Origin of the sequence: Enterobacter sp. Ag1 (genome assembly GCA_000277545.1) — a bacterium.
In the GTDB taxonomy this organism is placed as follows: Bacteria; Pseudomonadota; Gammaproteobacteria; order Enterobacterales; family Enterobacteriaceae; genus Cedecea.
In genome coordinates, this window is the sequence record AKXM01000060.1 from 1 (window position 1) to 13,819 (window position 13,819).

Sequence of the window (13,819 nt, forward strand, 5' to 3'; positions counted from 1 at the left end):
TCGGCTTCGCAGCAGCCGGTGCCCGCCATTCTGGAGTACATTCCCTACCGCAAGCGCGACGGGACGCGTACCCGGGATGAGCCGATGCACGGCTATTTTGCCGGGAATGGCTATGCGGTGCTGCGGGTAGACATGCGCGGCAGCGGGGATTCTGATGGGCTGATGGCCGATGAATATCTTTTGCAGGAGCAAGAGGATGCGCTGGAGGTGATCGACTGGATCAGCCGTCAGGGCTGGTGCAACGGCGCCGTGGGCATGATGGGTAAATCCTGGGGCGGCTTTAACTGCCTGCAGCTGGCGGCTCGCCGCCCTCCGGCACTGAAAGCCATTATCACCGTTTGCTCGACGGACGATCGTTACAACGACGATATCCACTATAAAGGCGGCTGCCTGCTGAATGACAATTTGTGGTGGGGCGGCATTATGCTGGCCTACCAAAGCCGCCCGCAGGATCCGGAGCTGGTCGGGGAGGGCTGGTATCAGGCCTGGCTGAATCGCCTTGAAAATATGCCTTTCTTCCCGGCGCTGTGGATGGAACATCCGCTGAAAGATGATTACTGGAAGCACGGCTCCGTGGGGGAAGACTGGCAGGCCATTACCTGCCCGGTGATGGCGGTGGGCGGCTGGGCGGATTCCTACAGCAACGCGGTCTTCCGCCTGATGGATAATCTTAACGTCCCGCGCAAGGCGATCCTCGGCCCGTGGGCGCATATTTATCCTCAGGATGGCTCGCCTACGCCGGCCATCGGTTTTCTGCAGGAGGCTGTGAGCTGGTGGGACCGCTGGTTGAAACATGTCGATAACGACGTGCTGGATGGTCCGCGCGTCCAGGCCTGGCTCAACGACAGCCAGCGACCTGATTCGCAGCGGCCGCAGGCCTTTGGGGAGTGGATTGCCATTGAGAACGATACCGACGCTGAAACCTTCCCTCAGCGCTGGCATCTGCAGCCTGGCCGGCTGGTGACATCGCCTTTAGTCGATGAATACCGGCAGGACATCCGTAGCGTGCAGAATCACGGGTTGTTCGCCGGAGAGTGGATGGGCGCGGGTGTGCTGGGGGAAAGCCCAAGCGATCAGCGAATGGATGACGGACTGGCTGAAAGTTTCGACAGCGCCCCGCTGAGCGAAAGCCTGGCGATTTACGGTTTCCCGCAGTTTAACGTCACGCTTTCCAGCGATAAACCTGCGGCCATGCTGTATGTCCGCCTGTCAGACATTGCACCTGACGGAGCATCAACCCGCGTCAGCCACGGCTGGGTGAATCTGAGTCATTTGCAGGGGCAGGAGCAGAACGTGGCGCTGGTGCCGGGCGAAAAGGTCAATGTTACCGTGCAGCTGGACGGCATCGCCTGGCGCTTTGCTGCCGGGCACCGGCTACGGGTTTCTCTCGCGACTACCTTCTGGCCGATGATCTGGCCGATGGCTGAAAATGCGACGCTTAGTGTTGATCTGGCCAGCGCTCAGCTGCAATTGCCGGTTTGCCGGGAAGTGAAGCCGATTGCTGGCCCGAATCCGCATCCTGAAACGGCAGCCAATACGCCGCTGACAATCCTCTCTCCAGGGCGGGTCGATCGCGAACTGCGCTATGACGTGGTGAAAGACAGCTGGCAGAGCATCACTCAGGGCGTGGGCGGCGTTTTTGGCGAGGGCGTGTATCGGTTTGATGATATCAATACCACCGTCGATCATAGCCTTAGGCGCCAGTTGACTGTGCAAAACAGCGATCCTCTCTCGGCGCATTACCTGCTGACTCAGAACATGAAAATCGGCCGGGAAGGCTGGTGGACGGACACAGATATTGTGCTGGAGATGCGCAGTGACCTGACGCATTTTATCGTCAGTGGAAAGATGACGGTTCAACACAATGGGGACGTGGTCTTTACCCGGGACTGGAATGAACGCATTTCCCGCTGAAAGACAGGCATAAAAAAGGGCTGACAGAAGTCAGCCCTTTTCGTTATTTCTCACCGCTTATTCCTGCAGATCGCCGCAGAAACGGTAGCCTTCGCCGTGGATGGTGGCGATAATTTCAGGCGTATCCGGCGTGGATTCGAAATGTTTACGAATGCGGCGAATGGTCACATCGACGGTACGGTCATGCGGCTTCAGCTCGCGACCGGTCATTTTTTTCAGCAGCTCGGCACGAGACTGAATTTTGCCCGGGTTTTCACAGAAGTGCAGCATCGCACGGAATTCACTGCGCGGCAGCTTATACTGTTCACCGTTCGGGCTAACCAGAGAGCGGCTGTTGATGTCCAGCTCCCAGCCGTTGAATTTGTAACTTTCAACGGAACGACGTTCTTCGCTGATGGCCCCTAAATTCATGGTGCGGGACAGCAGGTTACGTGCACGAATAGTCAATTCACGCGGGTTGAAAGGTTTGGTGATGTAGTCATCCGCACCGATTTCAAGACCGAGAATCTTGTCTACTTCGTTGTCACGACCCGTCAGGAACATCAGCGCCACGTTAGCCTGCTCGCGCAATTCACGCGCCAGCAGCAGGCCGTTTTTACCCGGCAGGTTGATGTCCATAATGACGAGGTTAATGTCATTATCGGCAAGGATTTGATGCATCTCTGCGCCATCGGTCGCTTCAAAAACATCATAGCCTTCCGCTTCAAAAATGCTTTTAAGCGTGTTGCGTGTTACTAATTCGTCTTCGACGATAAGAATGTGCGGGGTCTGCATGTTTGCTACCTAAAATTGCCAACTAAATCGAAACAGGAAGTACAAAAGTCCCTGACCTGCCTGTTACATGCCATAAATTAACATGCCGGGCTTAACATGACTAAAGTACGTAATTGCGTTCTTGATGCACTTTCCATCAACGTCAACAACATCATTAGCTTGGTCGTGGGTGCATTCCCTTTGGACCCGACGGTGTCAAAAACGGCTGTTATCCTAACCATTTTAACAGCAACATAACAGGCTGACGCGCTTTAGACACCTGATAAAACTACGCTTCGTTGACATATATCAATTTCAATTGTAGCACGTTAACAGTTTCAATAAATCATCGTAGCTCAATGCTAGCTTTTGTCACAACTTTTTAATAATCAAGATCGTAAAGCGTCAAATAAAGTACGCTGAATCTGGCCTGCAGCTGTGTTTCTCTTGTGGGGAAATAAACCATGATAAACAAGTGGATATAACCCGTGTTTCCCCTATTTTCATGGTATATAATCACGTAAAAGCATAAGCTTAAGTTATAAGTCCATCAGAAGTTATAGCCACAATATATGTTGCAACAAAGTAAATTTGCGATGCGTATTATCCAAATTTGTGCATCACTTCGCACGTTTTAACGAATTTTAGAAGAGAGTTCCAATGCGTTTGCCAATTATCCTGGTTTCACCGGCCAGAGCAGAGAACGTCGGGGCCGCTGCCCGGGCGATGAAGACCATGGGGTTTACGGAGATGAGGATCGTAGCCAGTGATGCGCATCTCCAGCCCGCCGCGCGCTGGGTTGCGCACGGCGCGGGCGATATTCTTGATGGAATTCGCCACTTTGACACGCTCGCGGATGCTCTGAGTGACGTGGATTTTTCCATCGCCACAACGGCCCGCAGTCGGGCGAAGTTTCATTACTATGCGACGCCGCAGCAGCTACTGCCTATACTCGAAGAGAAACGCCAGTGGGTAGGATGCGTTGCGCTGGTTTTTGGCCGTGAAGATTCCGGGCTGACCAACGAAGAGCTGGAGTTGGCGGATGTGCTAACCGGCGTGCCGATGGTCGCGGATTATCCGTCGCTTAACCTGGGGCAGGCCGTGATGGTTTATTGCTACCAGCTTTCCGCTTTGATGCAGCAACCGCCTGTGGAAAACGTGGCCGGTGACGGGCAGCAGTTGAATGCGCTGCGTCTGCGAATGGAAGCGCTTTTGCATCGTCTTGAGGTTGCGGGCGACCAAAAAATGGTCGATTGGGTCCAGCAGCGTTTGGGGCTACTGGAGCAGAGAGACACGGCAATGCTTCACCGTTTGCTTCATGACATCGAAAAAAAATTACCAGAATGAAATGTTTTTGAATGACTCTTTTTGAGACGTTCATCTAACTTATTGCGCTGTTTACGCGCTTTTACTCCCATTTTTGGTGGGTTTTTCAGCTCGACCGGGCAAGGCGATTTTTTGTGACAGAACTAAAAAAAATTGACTTGGTAAAGGGATTGCTTTAACCAATAGAGCTATTACAAATTTAGAGCACACAACATCCATGTTTCGCTTCAGCCTGATTACCACAATTATCACAACCACCATTACCACAGGTAACGGTGCGGGCTGACGCATACAGGTAAAAATGAAAAAAGCCCGCACCTAAACAGTGCGGGCTTTTTTTTCGGGAAAAAATCAAGGGGTCACAACAATGCGAGTGTTGAAATTCGGTGGTACTTCGGTGGCAAATGCGGAGCGTTTCCTTCGCGTTGCCGATATCCTGGAAAGTAATGCCAAACAGGGGCAGGTGGCGACCGTGTTGTCTGCTCCGGCAAAAATTACTAACCACCTTGTGGCGATGATTGAGAAAACCATCGGGGGCCAGGACGCTGTGCCGAATATCAGCGACGCAGAGCGTATTTTTGCTGAACTGCTGAATGGTCTGGCAGAGGCGCAGCCGGGCTTTCCGCTGGCTGAACTGAAAGGGTTAGTGAATCAGGAGTTTGCTCAGCTTAAACATGTTCTGCACGGGATCAGCCTGCTTGGCCAGTGCCCGGACAGCATCAATGCGGCGATCATTTGCCGGGGCGAGAAGCTGTCTATCGCTATTATGTCGGGCGTGCTGCAGGCTCGTGGCTACCAGGTGACCGTGATCGATCCGGTCGAGAAGCTGCTGGCGGTGGGGCATTACCTGGATTCCAGCGTGGATATCGCAGAGTCAACTCGCCGCATTGCCGCCAGCCGCATTCCTGACGATCACATGATCCTGATGGCCGGGTTTACCGCCGGGAACGACAAAGGCGAGCTGGTTGTTCTGGGCCGCAACGGTTCCGACTATTCTGCCGCCGTGCTGGCTGCCTGTCTGCGAGCCGACTGTTGTGAAATCTGGACTGACGTCGACGGCGTTTATACCTGCGACCCACGCCAGGTGCCTGATGCCCGACTGCTGAAGTCGATGTCTTACCAGGAAGCGATGGAGCTTTCCTACTTCGGCGCCAAAGTACTTCACCCTCGCACCATCACCCCGATTGCCCAGTTCCAGATCCCTTGCCTGATTAAAAATACCGGAAACCCGCAGGCGCCAGGTACGCTCATTGGCGACAAGAGCGATGACGAAGGGCTGCCGGTGAAAGGCATCACTAACCTGAATAACATGGCGATGTTTAGCGTTTCAGGCCCGGGCATGAAAGGCATGGTCGGCATGGCTGCACGCGTGTTTGCCGCGATGTCCCGTGCCGGGATCTCCGTGGTGCTGATCACCCAGTCCTCCTCCGAGTACAGCATCAGCTTCTGCGTTCCGCAGGCCGATTGCGGCCGCGCTCGCAAAGCGATGGAAGACGAATTCTATCTCGAACTGAAAGAGGAGCTGCTGGAGCCGCTGGCGGTCACCGAACGCCTGGCGGTTATCTCCGTCGTGGGCGACGGCATGAAAACGCTGCGCGGTATCTCCGCCAAGTTCTTTGCTGCCCTGGCCCGCGCGAATATCAACATTATCGCTATCGCACAGGGTTCTTCCGAGCGCTCTATCTCCGTTGTGGTCAATAACGACGATGCCGTGACTGGCGTACGTGTGACTCACCAGATGCTGTTTAACACCGATCAGGTTATTGAGTTGTTCCTCGTGGGCGTTGGCGGCGTGGGCGCGGCTCTGCTGGAGCAGGTTAAACGCCAGCAGGCGTGGTTGAAGGAGAAGCATATCGACCTGCGCGTTTGCGGCGTGGCGAATTCTAAAGCCCTGCTGACTAACGTGCATGGCCTGGATCTCGAAAACTGGCAGCAGGCGCTGGAGCAGGCCAAAGAGCCGTTCAATCTTGGCCGCCTGATCCGCCTGGTGAAAGAGTATCATCTGCTGAATCCGGTGATTGTGGACTGTACTTCCAGCCAGGCCGTGGCGGATCAGTACGCTGATTTCCTGAGCGAAGGTTTCCACGTGGTGACGCCAAACAAAAAGGCCAACACCTCGAGCATGAATTATTACCACCAGTTGCGTAATGCCGCAGAGAGTTCTCGCCGGAAGTTCCTCTACGACACCAACGTGGGGGCAGGCTTGCCGGTTATCGAAAACCTGCAAAACCTGCTGAATGCGGGCGATGAGCTGCAGCGTTTCTCAGGCATTCTTTCCGGATCGCTTTCTTACATCTTCGGGAAGCTGGATGAGGGCATGAGCTTCTCGCTGGCGACCAGCACTGCGCGTGAAATGGGATATACCGAACCGGATCCGCGTGACGATCTTTCCGGTATGGACGTGGCGCGTAAGCTGTTGATCCTGGCACGTGAGACCGGGAGCAGTCTGGAACTTTCGGATATCGAGATCGAATCCGTACTTCCGGAAAATTTTGATGCAAGCGGAGACGTCGAGTCTTTTATGGCACGCCTTCCTCAGTTGGATGATGAGTTTACGGCTCGTGTGAGGAAGGCGCGTGACGATGGGAAAGTGCTACGTTACGTCGGCATTATTGAAGAAGACGGCAGCTGCAAAGTGAAAATCGACGCCGTAGACGGCAACGATCCGCTGTATAAGGTGAAGAACGGCGAAAATGCCCTGGCCTTCTACAGCCACTATTATCAACCGCTGCCGCTGGTACTGCGTGGCTACGGGGCGGGTAACGACGTTACCGCCGCCGGTGTCTTCGCGGATCTGCTTCGCACCCTGTCATGGAAGTTAGGAGTTTAAGATGGTTAAAGTATATGCCCCGGCTTCCAGCGCCAATATGAGCGTCGGTTTTGATGTGCTGGGCGCGGCGGTGTCGCCGGTTGATGGCTCACATTTGGGTGATTACGTCACGGTTGAAGCGGCAGACAGCTTCAGCCTGACCAACCTTGGGCGGTTCGCCAGCAAGCTGCCGGATGAACCGCGCGAGAACATTGTTTATCAGTGCTGGGAGCGTTTCTGCCAGGAAATTGGCAAGACTATTCCCGTGGCGATGACGCTTGAGAAAAACATGCCCATCGGCTCCGGGCTGGGATCCAGCGCCTGTTCGGTGGTGGCTGGCCTGATGGCGATGAATGAATTTTGCGGTAAGCCTTTGAGCGACACACGCTTGCTGGCGCTGATGGGCGAGCTGGAAGGGCGTATTTCCGGCAGCATTCATTACGATAACGTCGCGCCTTGTTTCCTCGGCGGCATGCAGCTAATGATCGAAGAAAACGGCATCATCAGCCAGCAGGTGCCAGGCTTTGATGAGTGGCTTTGGGTGCTGGCGTACCCTGGGATTAAGGTTTCAACCGCCGAAGCGCGTGCGATTTTACCCGCCCAGTATCGCCGTCAGGACTGCATCAGCCACGGTCGCCATCTGGCCGGTTTTATTCATGCCTGTCATACCCGCCAGCCTGCACTCGCGGCGAAGCTGATGAAGGATGTGATTGCTGAACCTTACCGCGCCAAACTGCTGCCGAAGTTTGATGAGTCCCGTAAAGCCGTGGCGGATATCGGCGCCCTGGCGAGCGGGATTTCGGGTTCTGGCCCGACCTTATTTGCACTGTGCGATAACACCGATACCGCGCAGCGCGTGGCTGACTGGCTCAGCCAACATTATTTGCAGAACCAGGAAGGTTTTGTACATATTTGCCGTCTGGATACGGCTGGCGCACGAGTTTTGGGATAAGACATGAAACTGTACAACCTTAAAGATCACAACGAGCAGGTCTCCTTTGCACAGGCGGTTACCCAGGGCCTGGGCAAACAGCAGGGCCTGTTTTTCCCGCATGACCTGCCTGAGTTTGAACTGACTGAAATCGACGCCATGCTGGAGATGGATTTTGTCAGCCGTAGCAGCAAAATTTTGTCCGCATTTATCGGGGATGAGATCCCGCAGGAGATTCTGGAAGAGCGCGTGCGTGCGGCCTTCGCGTTTCCTGCACCGGTGAATATGGTTGAGCCGGACGTGGGCTGCCTGGAACTGTTCCACGGCCCGACGCTGGCGTTTAAAGACTTTGGCGGGCGCTTTATGGCGCAGATGCTGACCCACATCAGCGGCGACAAGCCTGTAACCATTCTGACCGCAACATCCGGCGATACCGGTGCGGCGGTGGCCCATGCGTTCTACGGCCTTAAGAATGTGCGCGTCGTTATTCTTTATCCGCGTGGGAAAATCAGCCCGCTGCAGGAAAAACTGTTCTGTACCCTCGGTGGAAATATCGAAACCGTGGCGATTGACGGCGATTTTGATGCCTGCCAGGCGCTGGTGAAACAGGCATTTGATGATGAAGAACTGAAGGTGGCGCTGGGGTTAAACTCGGCAAACTCCATCAACATTAGCCGCCTGCTGGCGCAGATCTGCTATTACTTCGAAGCGGTGGCCCAGCTGCCGCAGGAAGCCCGTAATCAGCTTGTGGTCTCCGTGCCGAGCGGTAACTTTGGCGATCTGACGGCTGGCCTGCTGGCAAAATCCCTCGGCCTGCCGATTAAGCGCTTTATTGCGGCGACTAATGCCAACGACACCGTTCCGCGTTTCCTGGCTGAAGGCCAGTGGGCACCTAAAGCGACCGTGGCCACGCTGTCCAACGCCATGGATGTTAGCCAGCCGAACAACTGGCCGCGAGTGGAAGAGCTTTTCCGCCGCAAAATTTGGCGTCTGACCGACCTTGGCTATGCTGCCGTGACAGATGAAACCACCAAAGACACGATGCGCGAGCTGAAGGCGATTGGCTACGTTTCTGAACCACACGCGGCGATTGCTTACCGTGCTCTGCGCGACCAGCTGCAGCCAGGTGAGTTTGGGCTGTTCCTGGGGACCGCGCATCCGGCGAAGTTTAAAGAGAGCGTGGAAGAGATTCTGGGCGAAGCGCTGCCGCTGCCGGAGGAGCTGGCCTCCCGCGCCGATCTGCCGCTGCTGTCCCACAACCTCCCAGCTGATTTTGCCGAACTGCGTAAGTTCATGATGGTTAAAGCGTAATTCTGAAGCCCCATTTTGCTTGTCAGACTGGGGCGTTTTTCCCTGTAAATCAGGGAGAAAATAAGCAGGCATTTAGCAGGAAAAAAGGAGAAATTCCCATAAAATGCGGGTGCTTAGAGATTAGGATTGCGGAGAATAACGCGGGTGTGATTTCCGACATAAGCTCATCTTAACGGGCCCACTGGGCCGGCTTAAGAAGTAAGGAGCAAATTATGTTGAAATCCATTTTTCTGGCGTTGTCCCTGCTGGTGGTGACGCCGCTGGCGGTACAGGCGGGAGAAATCACGCTGGTGCCTGCCGTGACGCTGCACTTCGGCGATCAGGATAACCACGGGCGCTACTGGGACGGCCATTACTGGCGAGACCACGACTGGTGGGTAAGACACTATGAGTGGCGTGAACATCGTTGGCAGCGCCACGCAAGGTTTGATGGCCCGCCACGGGAACATCATGATAATCGCTGGGACAGGTAACCGGCGCGAGTTCAAAGTAAAACGCCAGCTTAACGCTGGCGTTTTTTTATTGCTCGTGGCGCTTAAACACCAGTTCGTTTTTCTGGGACGCTTCTTCATCAAAGAAATAGCCGTCGGTATTAAACGCTTTGAGTTGTTCTGGCTTCGTCAGGCGATTCTCAATGATGTAGCGGCTCATCAGCCCGCGCGCTTTTTTCGCGTAGAAGCTGATGACTTTAAACTTGCCGTTCTTCTCATCGAGGAAGACGGGCTTGACGATCTCCGCGTTCAGCTGCTTCGGCTTCACCGCTTTAAAGTATTCATCAGACGCCAGATTGACCACGATATTGTCGCCCTGGGTGGCCAGCACCTGATTGAGCTTCTCGGTGATCGTATCGCCCCAGAAGTGATACAGATCTTTGCCTTTTGGGTTTTCCAGGCGAATGCCCATTTCCAGCCGGTAAGGCTGCATTAAATCCAGCGGGCGCAGCACGCCGTACAGCCCGGAAAGCATACGCAGATGCTGTTGGGCGAAATCAAAGTCGGCTTCACTAAACTCTTCGGCCTGCAGGCCGGTATACACATCGCCTTTAAAGGCGAGAATAGCCGGGCGCGCGTTTTGTGGCGTAAATGCCGGATGCCACTCATGGAAACGGGTTTCGTTAAGAGAAGCCAGCTTATCGCTGATGCTCATCAGGGAGGCAATTTGCGGTGCGCTAAGCTTGCGGGCAACGCTGATTAACTGCTGTGAATATTCCAACAGTTCCGGCTGTGTATAGCGGTCCGTCGGCAGCTCGCTTTGGTAATCCAGCGTTTTGGCAGGTGAGATAAGAATTAGCATGTCCACTCCTTGCATAGTTTGGCCGTTACTTTAGCAAATTTCCTGCCTGTCGCGGCCTATGGCTGCAATCAGCTAAGGTTTTTTTTCCACGTCTCTGTCCCAAACGCCGGGGGCAAGCTGGGTCTTAATCTCCGGGAAACGGTTGGGGTTGAAAATAGGCGATATGCCCAGCTTTTGCTGGCGCAGATAATCTGCCGCTATCGTTTTCACCACCGGAGAAAGCAGCAGGATCGCCGTGATATTGGTTAACGCCATAATAGCCATCGCCACGTCTGCCAGCTGCCAGACCAGTGGCAGCGCGGCCTGCGTACCGAACATCACCATAGTGAGCACCATAAAGCGCAGTAAAAATTTCAGCGCGCGGCTGTCCTGGTTCAGGAACAGCAAATTGTTCTCTGCGTAGGTGTAATTCGCCATGATAGACGTGAAGGCGAACAGGAAAACGATAACCACGATAAAACCGCTGCCCCAACTGCCTACGGCTGAGCTGAGCGCTTGCTGAACCAGAATAATGCCGCTGCGTGACGTTTCTGTGCCATCCATCATGCCGGACATCAGCACAATGGCGGCAGTCGCGGTGCAAATGATCACCGTATCAATTAATACCCCAAACATTTGCACCACGCCCTGAGTGGCCGGGTGTGGGGGCCATGCGGCCGCCGCTGCGGCTGCGTTAGGCGTGGAGCCCATGCCAGCTTCGTTAGAAAACATCCCGCGCTGGAAGCCATTGGTGATGGCCTGGCTGACGGTATAACCCAGCGCGCCCGAAGCGGCTTCGTGCCAGCCGAAGGCGTGGCTGAAAATCAGCCGGATGACTTCGGGGAAACGTTCAATGTGCAGCCCCACAACATACAGGCTCATGCATACCCAGAGTAATGCCATTAGCGGCACCAGCCACTGGGAGAGGCGAGCAATGGTCCGCATTCCTCGCCAGATGACCAGCGCGGTAACCATAACCAGGAATAGGCCTACCCAGATTTTTGGCACGTCAAACGCGTAGTGAGTGGCAATCGCGATGGAGTTGGCCTGTACGGCGTTGAACACCATGCCGAAGGCAACGATCAAAAAGACGGAAAACAGCACTCCCATCCAGCGCATGCCAAGCCCACGCTCCATATACCAGGCCGGGCCGCCGCGGTAGTTTCCTTCTTTGTCGCGGGTTTTATAGAGTTGGGCGAGGGAGCACTCTGCGAAGGCAGTGGCCATGCTGAGCACGGCGGCAACCCACATCCAGAACACCGAACCGGGGCCACCTGCTGAGATGGCCAGCGCAATGCCCGCAAGGTTACCGCTGCCGACGCGCGCGGCAAGGCTGGTGCAAAGTGCCTGGAATGAGGATATTCCGGAAGGATCCGGCGAGTCGCTGTTGCGCAGGAAAAGGCGCAGCCGGGTAAAGTAACGGAACTGGACGAAGCCGCTGCGGAAGGTGAACCAGATGCCCGCGCCAATAAGCAGCCAAAGTAGGACCGAGCCCCAAAGTACCTCATTGATAAAAAATAAAAAATCTGTCATTAACGTCCCTCTTGTTAATGCGTGATGGCGGCGAGGTTGACGGGCCCGGGCCATGCAATCCATTACGTTACAGATAAAATGGCGGTCGAGTTTAGCATATTCTCGTCCACTGGACGGACAGCACTTGTCGCGGTTGCACCTGATGGGCGGCGTGATATCATCAAGCCAGACCGGTTACATCTCCCTAACAAGCTACACCTGAAGAGAAACACTCATTATGACGGATAAATTGACTTCTTTGCGTCAACTGACCACCGTGGTTGCTGACACCGGAGATATCGCGGCGATGAAGCTGTACCAGCCGCAAGATGCTACTACCAACCCTTCTCTGATCCTTAACGCTGCGCAGATCCCTGAGTACCGTAAACTGATCGACGAAGCGATTACCTGGGCTCGTAGCCAGAGCAACGATCGCGCTCAGCAGGTGGTTGACGCTTCCGACAAGCTGGCGGTAAACATTGGCCTGGAAATTCTGAAGCTGATCCCTGGCCGTATCTCGACCGAAGTGGATGCTCGCCTTTCCTATGACACCGAAGCCAGCATCGCGAAAGCCAAACACCTGATCAAGCTCTACAACGACGCGGGCATCAGCAACGATCGCATCCTGATTAAACTGGCTTCTACCTGGCAGGGCATCCGCGCTGCAGAGCAGCTGGAAAAAGAAGGCATCAACTGTAACCTGACCCTGCTGTTCTCCTTCGCTCAGGCTCGTGCCTGTGCTGAAGCTGGCGTGTTCCTGATTTCTCCGTTCGTTGGCCGTATCCTTGACTGGTACAAAGCTAACACCGACAAGAAAGAGTACGCTCCGCAGGAAGATCCAGGCGTGGTTTCCGTGACCGAAATCTACCAGTACTACAAGCAGCACGGTTACGAAACCGTGGTGATGGGTGCAAGCTTCCGTAACGTCGGTGAAATCGTCGAGCTGGCTGGCTGTGACCGCCTGACTATCGCACCTGCCCTGCTGAAAGAGCTGGCAGAAAGCGAAGGCGCAATTGAGCGTAAGCTGAGCTACACCGGGGAAGTGAAAGCGCGTCCTGAGCGTATCACCGAGTCCCAGTTCCTGTGGCAGCACAACCAGGATCCAATGGCCGTAGACAAACTGGCGGACGGTATCCGTAAGTTTGCTATCGACCAGGAAAAACTGGAAAAAATGATCGGCGACCTGCTGTAATCATTCTCGTGGCCGGCTTCCGTCGGCCACGCTTTTCACCGCTTTCCCTGTCTGCAACGCCTTTCCCCGTGTATCATTCCTCTCAGACTTGCTGATTTCCGGGATTGATATGAATACCTTACGCATTGGACTCGTGTCCATTTCAGACCGCGCTTCTAGCGGCGTTTATCAGGATAAAGGCATCCCTGCGCTGCAAGAGTGGCTTGAGCAGACGTTGACGACGCCGTTTAAAATAGAAACCCGTCTGATCCCTGACGAGCAATCCCTCATTGAACAAGCACTTTGCGAGCTGGTGGATGAGATGGCCTGCCATTTGGTGCTGACCACCGGCGGAACCGGGCCGGCGCGTCGTGACGTAACGCCGGACGCTACGCTTGCCGTCGCCGATCGGTTAATGCCCGGCTTTGGCGAACAGATGCGTCAGATCAGCCTGCATTTTGTCCCGACAGCGATCCTCTCGCGTCAGGTGGGCGTCATTCGCAAACAGGCCTTGATCCTCAACCTTCCGGGGCAGCCAAAATCTATTCAGGAAACGCTGGAAGGCGTGAAAGATGAAACCGGCAAGGTTGTGGTGCCGGGAATTTTTGCGAGTGTACCGTATTGTATACAGCTGCTGGATGGGCCTTATGTTGAAACGCATGACCATGTGGTAGCAGCTTTCCGCCCTAAAAGCGCTCGGCGCGAGACAAAACCCTGAATAATTAGCTTTTGTGACATAAGATCGAATTGGTATGGAGTGTGAACATTTTATCGTTATAGTAACTCTGGCTTTACAGCTAAACGGAAAAAATAATTAACA

General features: G+C 54.6%; 13 protein-coding genes and 1 other annotated feature. Of the genes, 10 read left to right on the plus strand and 3 right to left on the minus strand.

Going from position 1 to position 13,819, the window contains the following annotated elements:
• The coding region (locus tag A936_RS21840) for a CocE/NonD family hydrolase (protein WP_008461662.1) at positions 1-1,914 on the plus strand (1,914 nt) is incomplete at its 5' end.
• A 57-nt stretch (positions 1,915-1,971) separates the two neighbouring features.
• On the opposite strand, the gene arcA is transcribed toward A936_RS21840, so the two are convergent.
• Positions 1,972-2,688 (minus strand): two-component system response regulator ArcA, encoded by a 717-nt coding sequence (arcA, locus tag A936_RS21845; RefSeq protein WP_008461663.1) that lies wholly within the window; start codon positions 2,686-2,688, stop codon positions 1,972-1,974.
• Positions 2,689-2,784: 96 nt separating this feature from the next.
• Here arcA and yjjY point away from each other — a divergent pair, with 96 nt between their 5' ends.
• The 7 genes from yjjY to A936_RS21870 all read left to right on the plus strand — a co-directional run bounded on the left by yjjY (position 2,785) and on the right by A936_RS21870 (position 9,517).
• On the plus strand, positions 2,785-2,925 hold the full coding sequence (gene yjjY, locus A936_RS23360) for a YjjY family protein (RefSeq protein ID WP_085938930.1): 141 nt from the start codon (positions 2,785-2,787) through the stop codon (positions 2,923-2,925).
• Between the two features lie 402 nt (positions 2,926-3,327).
• Positions 3,328-4,014 (plus strand): tRNA/rRNA methyltransferase, encoded by a 687-nt coding sequence (locus tag A936_RS21850; RefSeq protein WP_008461665.1) that lies wholly within the window; start codon positions 3,328-3,330, stop codon positions 4,012-4,014.
• A gap of 196 nt (positions 4,015-4,210) precedes the next feature.
• Positions 4,211-4,279, plus strand: coding sequence for a thr operon leader peptide (gene thrL, locus A936_RS23125; protein WP_071530522.1), 69 nt, complete (start codon positions 4,211-4,213; stop codon positions 4,277-4,279).
• Positions 4,218-4,335: a sequence feature (Thr leader region), on the plus strand. Its footprint overlaps the gene before it by 62 nt.
• Positions 4,336-4,360: 25 nt before the next feature.
• Positions 4,361-6,823, plus strand: coding sequence for a bifunctional aspartate kinase/homoserine dehydrogenase I (thrA, locus tag A936_RS21855; RefSeq protein ID WP_008461666.1), 2,463 nt, complete (start codon positions 4,361-4,363; stop codon positions 6,821-6,823).
• Position 6,824: 1 nt separating this feature from the next.
• Positions 6,825-7,754, plus strand: a complete 930-nt coding sequence (thrB, locus tag A936_RS21860; protein ID WP_008461668.1) for a homoserine kinase — start codon at positions 6,825-6,827, stop codon at positions 7,752-7,754.
• Between the two features lie 3 nt (positions 7,755-7,757).
• Positions 7,758-9,044: a threonine synthase gene (thrC, locus tag A936_RS21865; RefSeq protein WP_008461670.1), complete on the plus strand. Its 1,287-nt coding sequence runs from the start codon at positions 7,758-7,760 to the stop codon at positions 9,042-9,044.
• Positions 9,045-9,256: 212 nt separating this feature from the next.
• A complete protein-coding gene (locus tag A936_RS21870) occupies positions 9,257-9,517 on the plus strand; it encodes a DUF2502 domain-containing protein (protein WP_008461673.1) in 261 nt (86 codons plus the stop codon).
• A 46-nt stretch (positions 9,518-9,563) separates the two neighbouring features.
• On the opposite strand, the gene yaaA is transcribed toward A936_RS21870, so the two are convergent.
• On the minus strand, positions 9,564-10,337 hold the full coding sequence (gene yaaA / locus A936_RS21875) for a peroxide stress protein YaaA (protein ID WP_008461676.1): 774 nt from the start codon (positions 10,335-10,337) through the stop codon (positions 9,564-9,566).
• A gap of 72 nt (positions 10,338-10,409) precedes the next feature.
• Positions 10,410-11,849, minus strand: coding sequence for an alanine/glycine:cation symporter family protein (locus A936_RS21880; protein ID WP_008461678.1), 1,440 nt, complete (start codon positions 11,847-11,849; stop codon positions 10,410-10,412).
• A gap of 217 nt (positions 11,850-12,066) precedes the next feature.
• Here A936_RS21880 and tal point away from each other — a divergent pair, with 217 nt between their 5' ends.
• Both tal and mog read left to right on the plus strand, forming a co-directional pair.
• Entirely contained in the window at positions 12,067-13,020 is a 954-nt protein-coding gene (tal, locus tag A936_RS21885; protein ID WP_008461680.1) for a transaldolase, read from the plus strand.
• Between the two features lie 109 nt (positions 13,021-13,129).
• The gene (gene mog / locus A936_RS21890; protein WP_008461683.1) at positions 13,130-13,717 is read left to right on the plus strand and encodes a molybdopterin adenylyltransferase; all 588 of its coding nucleotides are present in this window, start codon (positions 13,130-13,132) and stop codon (positions 13,715-13,717) included.
• Positions 13,718-13,819 lie beyond the last annotated feature (102 nt).

What these genes read in the sequence shown, in the direction of transcription:
- thrB (WP_008461668.1), top strand. Translation starts at nt 6,825, where the DNA reads ATGGTTAAAGTATATGCCCCGGCTTCCAGCGCCAATATGAGCGTCGGT.
- A936_RS21850 (WP_008461665.1), top strand. Translation starts at nt 3,328, where the DNA reads ATGCGTTTGCCAATTATCCTGGTTTCACCGGCCAGAGCAGAGAACGTC.
- arcA (WP_008461663.1), bottom strand. Translation starts at nt 2,688, where the DNA reads ATGCAGACCCCGCACATTCTTATCGTCGAAGACGAATTAGTAACACGC.
- A936_RS21870 (WP_008461673.1), top strand. Translation starts at nt 9,257, where the DNA reads ATGTTGAAATCCATTTTTCTGGCGTTGTCCCTGCTGGTGGTGACGCCG.
- yjjY (WP_085938930.1), top strand. Translation starts at nt 2,785, where the DNA reads ATGACTAAAGTACGTAATTGCGTTCTTGATGCACTTTCCATCAACGTC.
- mog (WP_008461683.1), top strand. Translation starts at nt 13,130, where the DNA reads ATGAATACCTTACGCATTGGACTCGTGTCCATTTCAGACCGCGCTTCT.
- thrC (WP_008461670.1), top strand. Translation starts at nt 7,758, where the DNA reads ATGAAACTGTACAACCTTAAAGATCACAACGAGCAGGTCTCCTTTGCA.
- A936_RS21880 (WP_008461678.1), bottom strand. Translation starts at nt 11,849, where the DNA reads ATGACAGATTTTTTATTTTTTATCAATGAGGTACTTTGGGGCTCGGTC.
- thrA (WP_008461666.1), top strand. Translation starts at nt 4,361, where the DNA reads ATGCGAGTGTTGAAATTCGGTGGTACTTCGGTGGCAAATGCGGAGCGT.
- tal (WP_008461680.1), top strand. Translation starts at nt 12,067, where the DNA reads ATGACGGATAAATTGACTTCTTTGCGTCAACTGACCACCGTGGTTGCT.
- yaaA (WP_008461676.1), bottom strand. Translation starts at nt 10,337, where the DNA reads ATGCTAATTCTTATCTCACCTGCCAAAACGCTGGATTACCAAAGCGAG.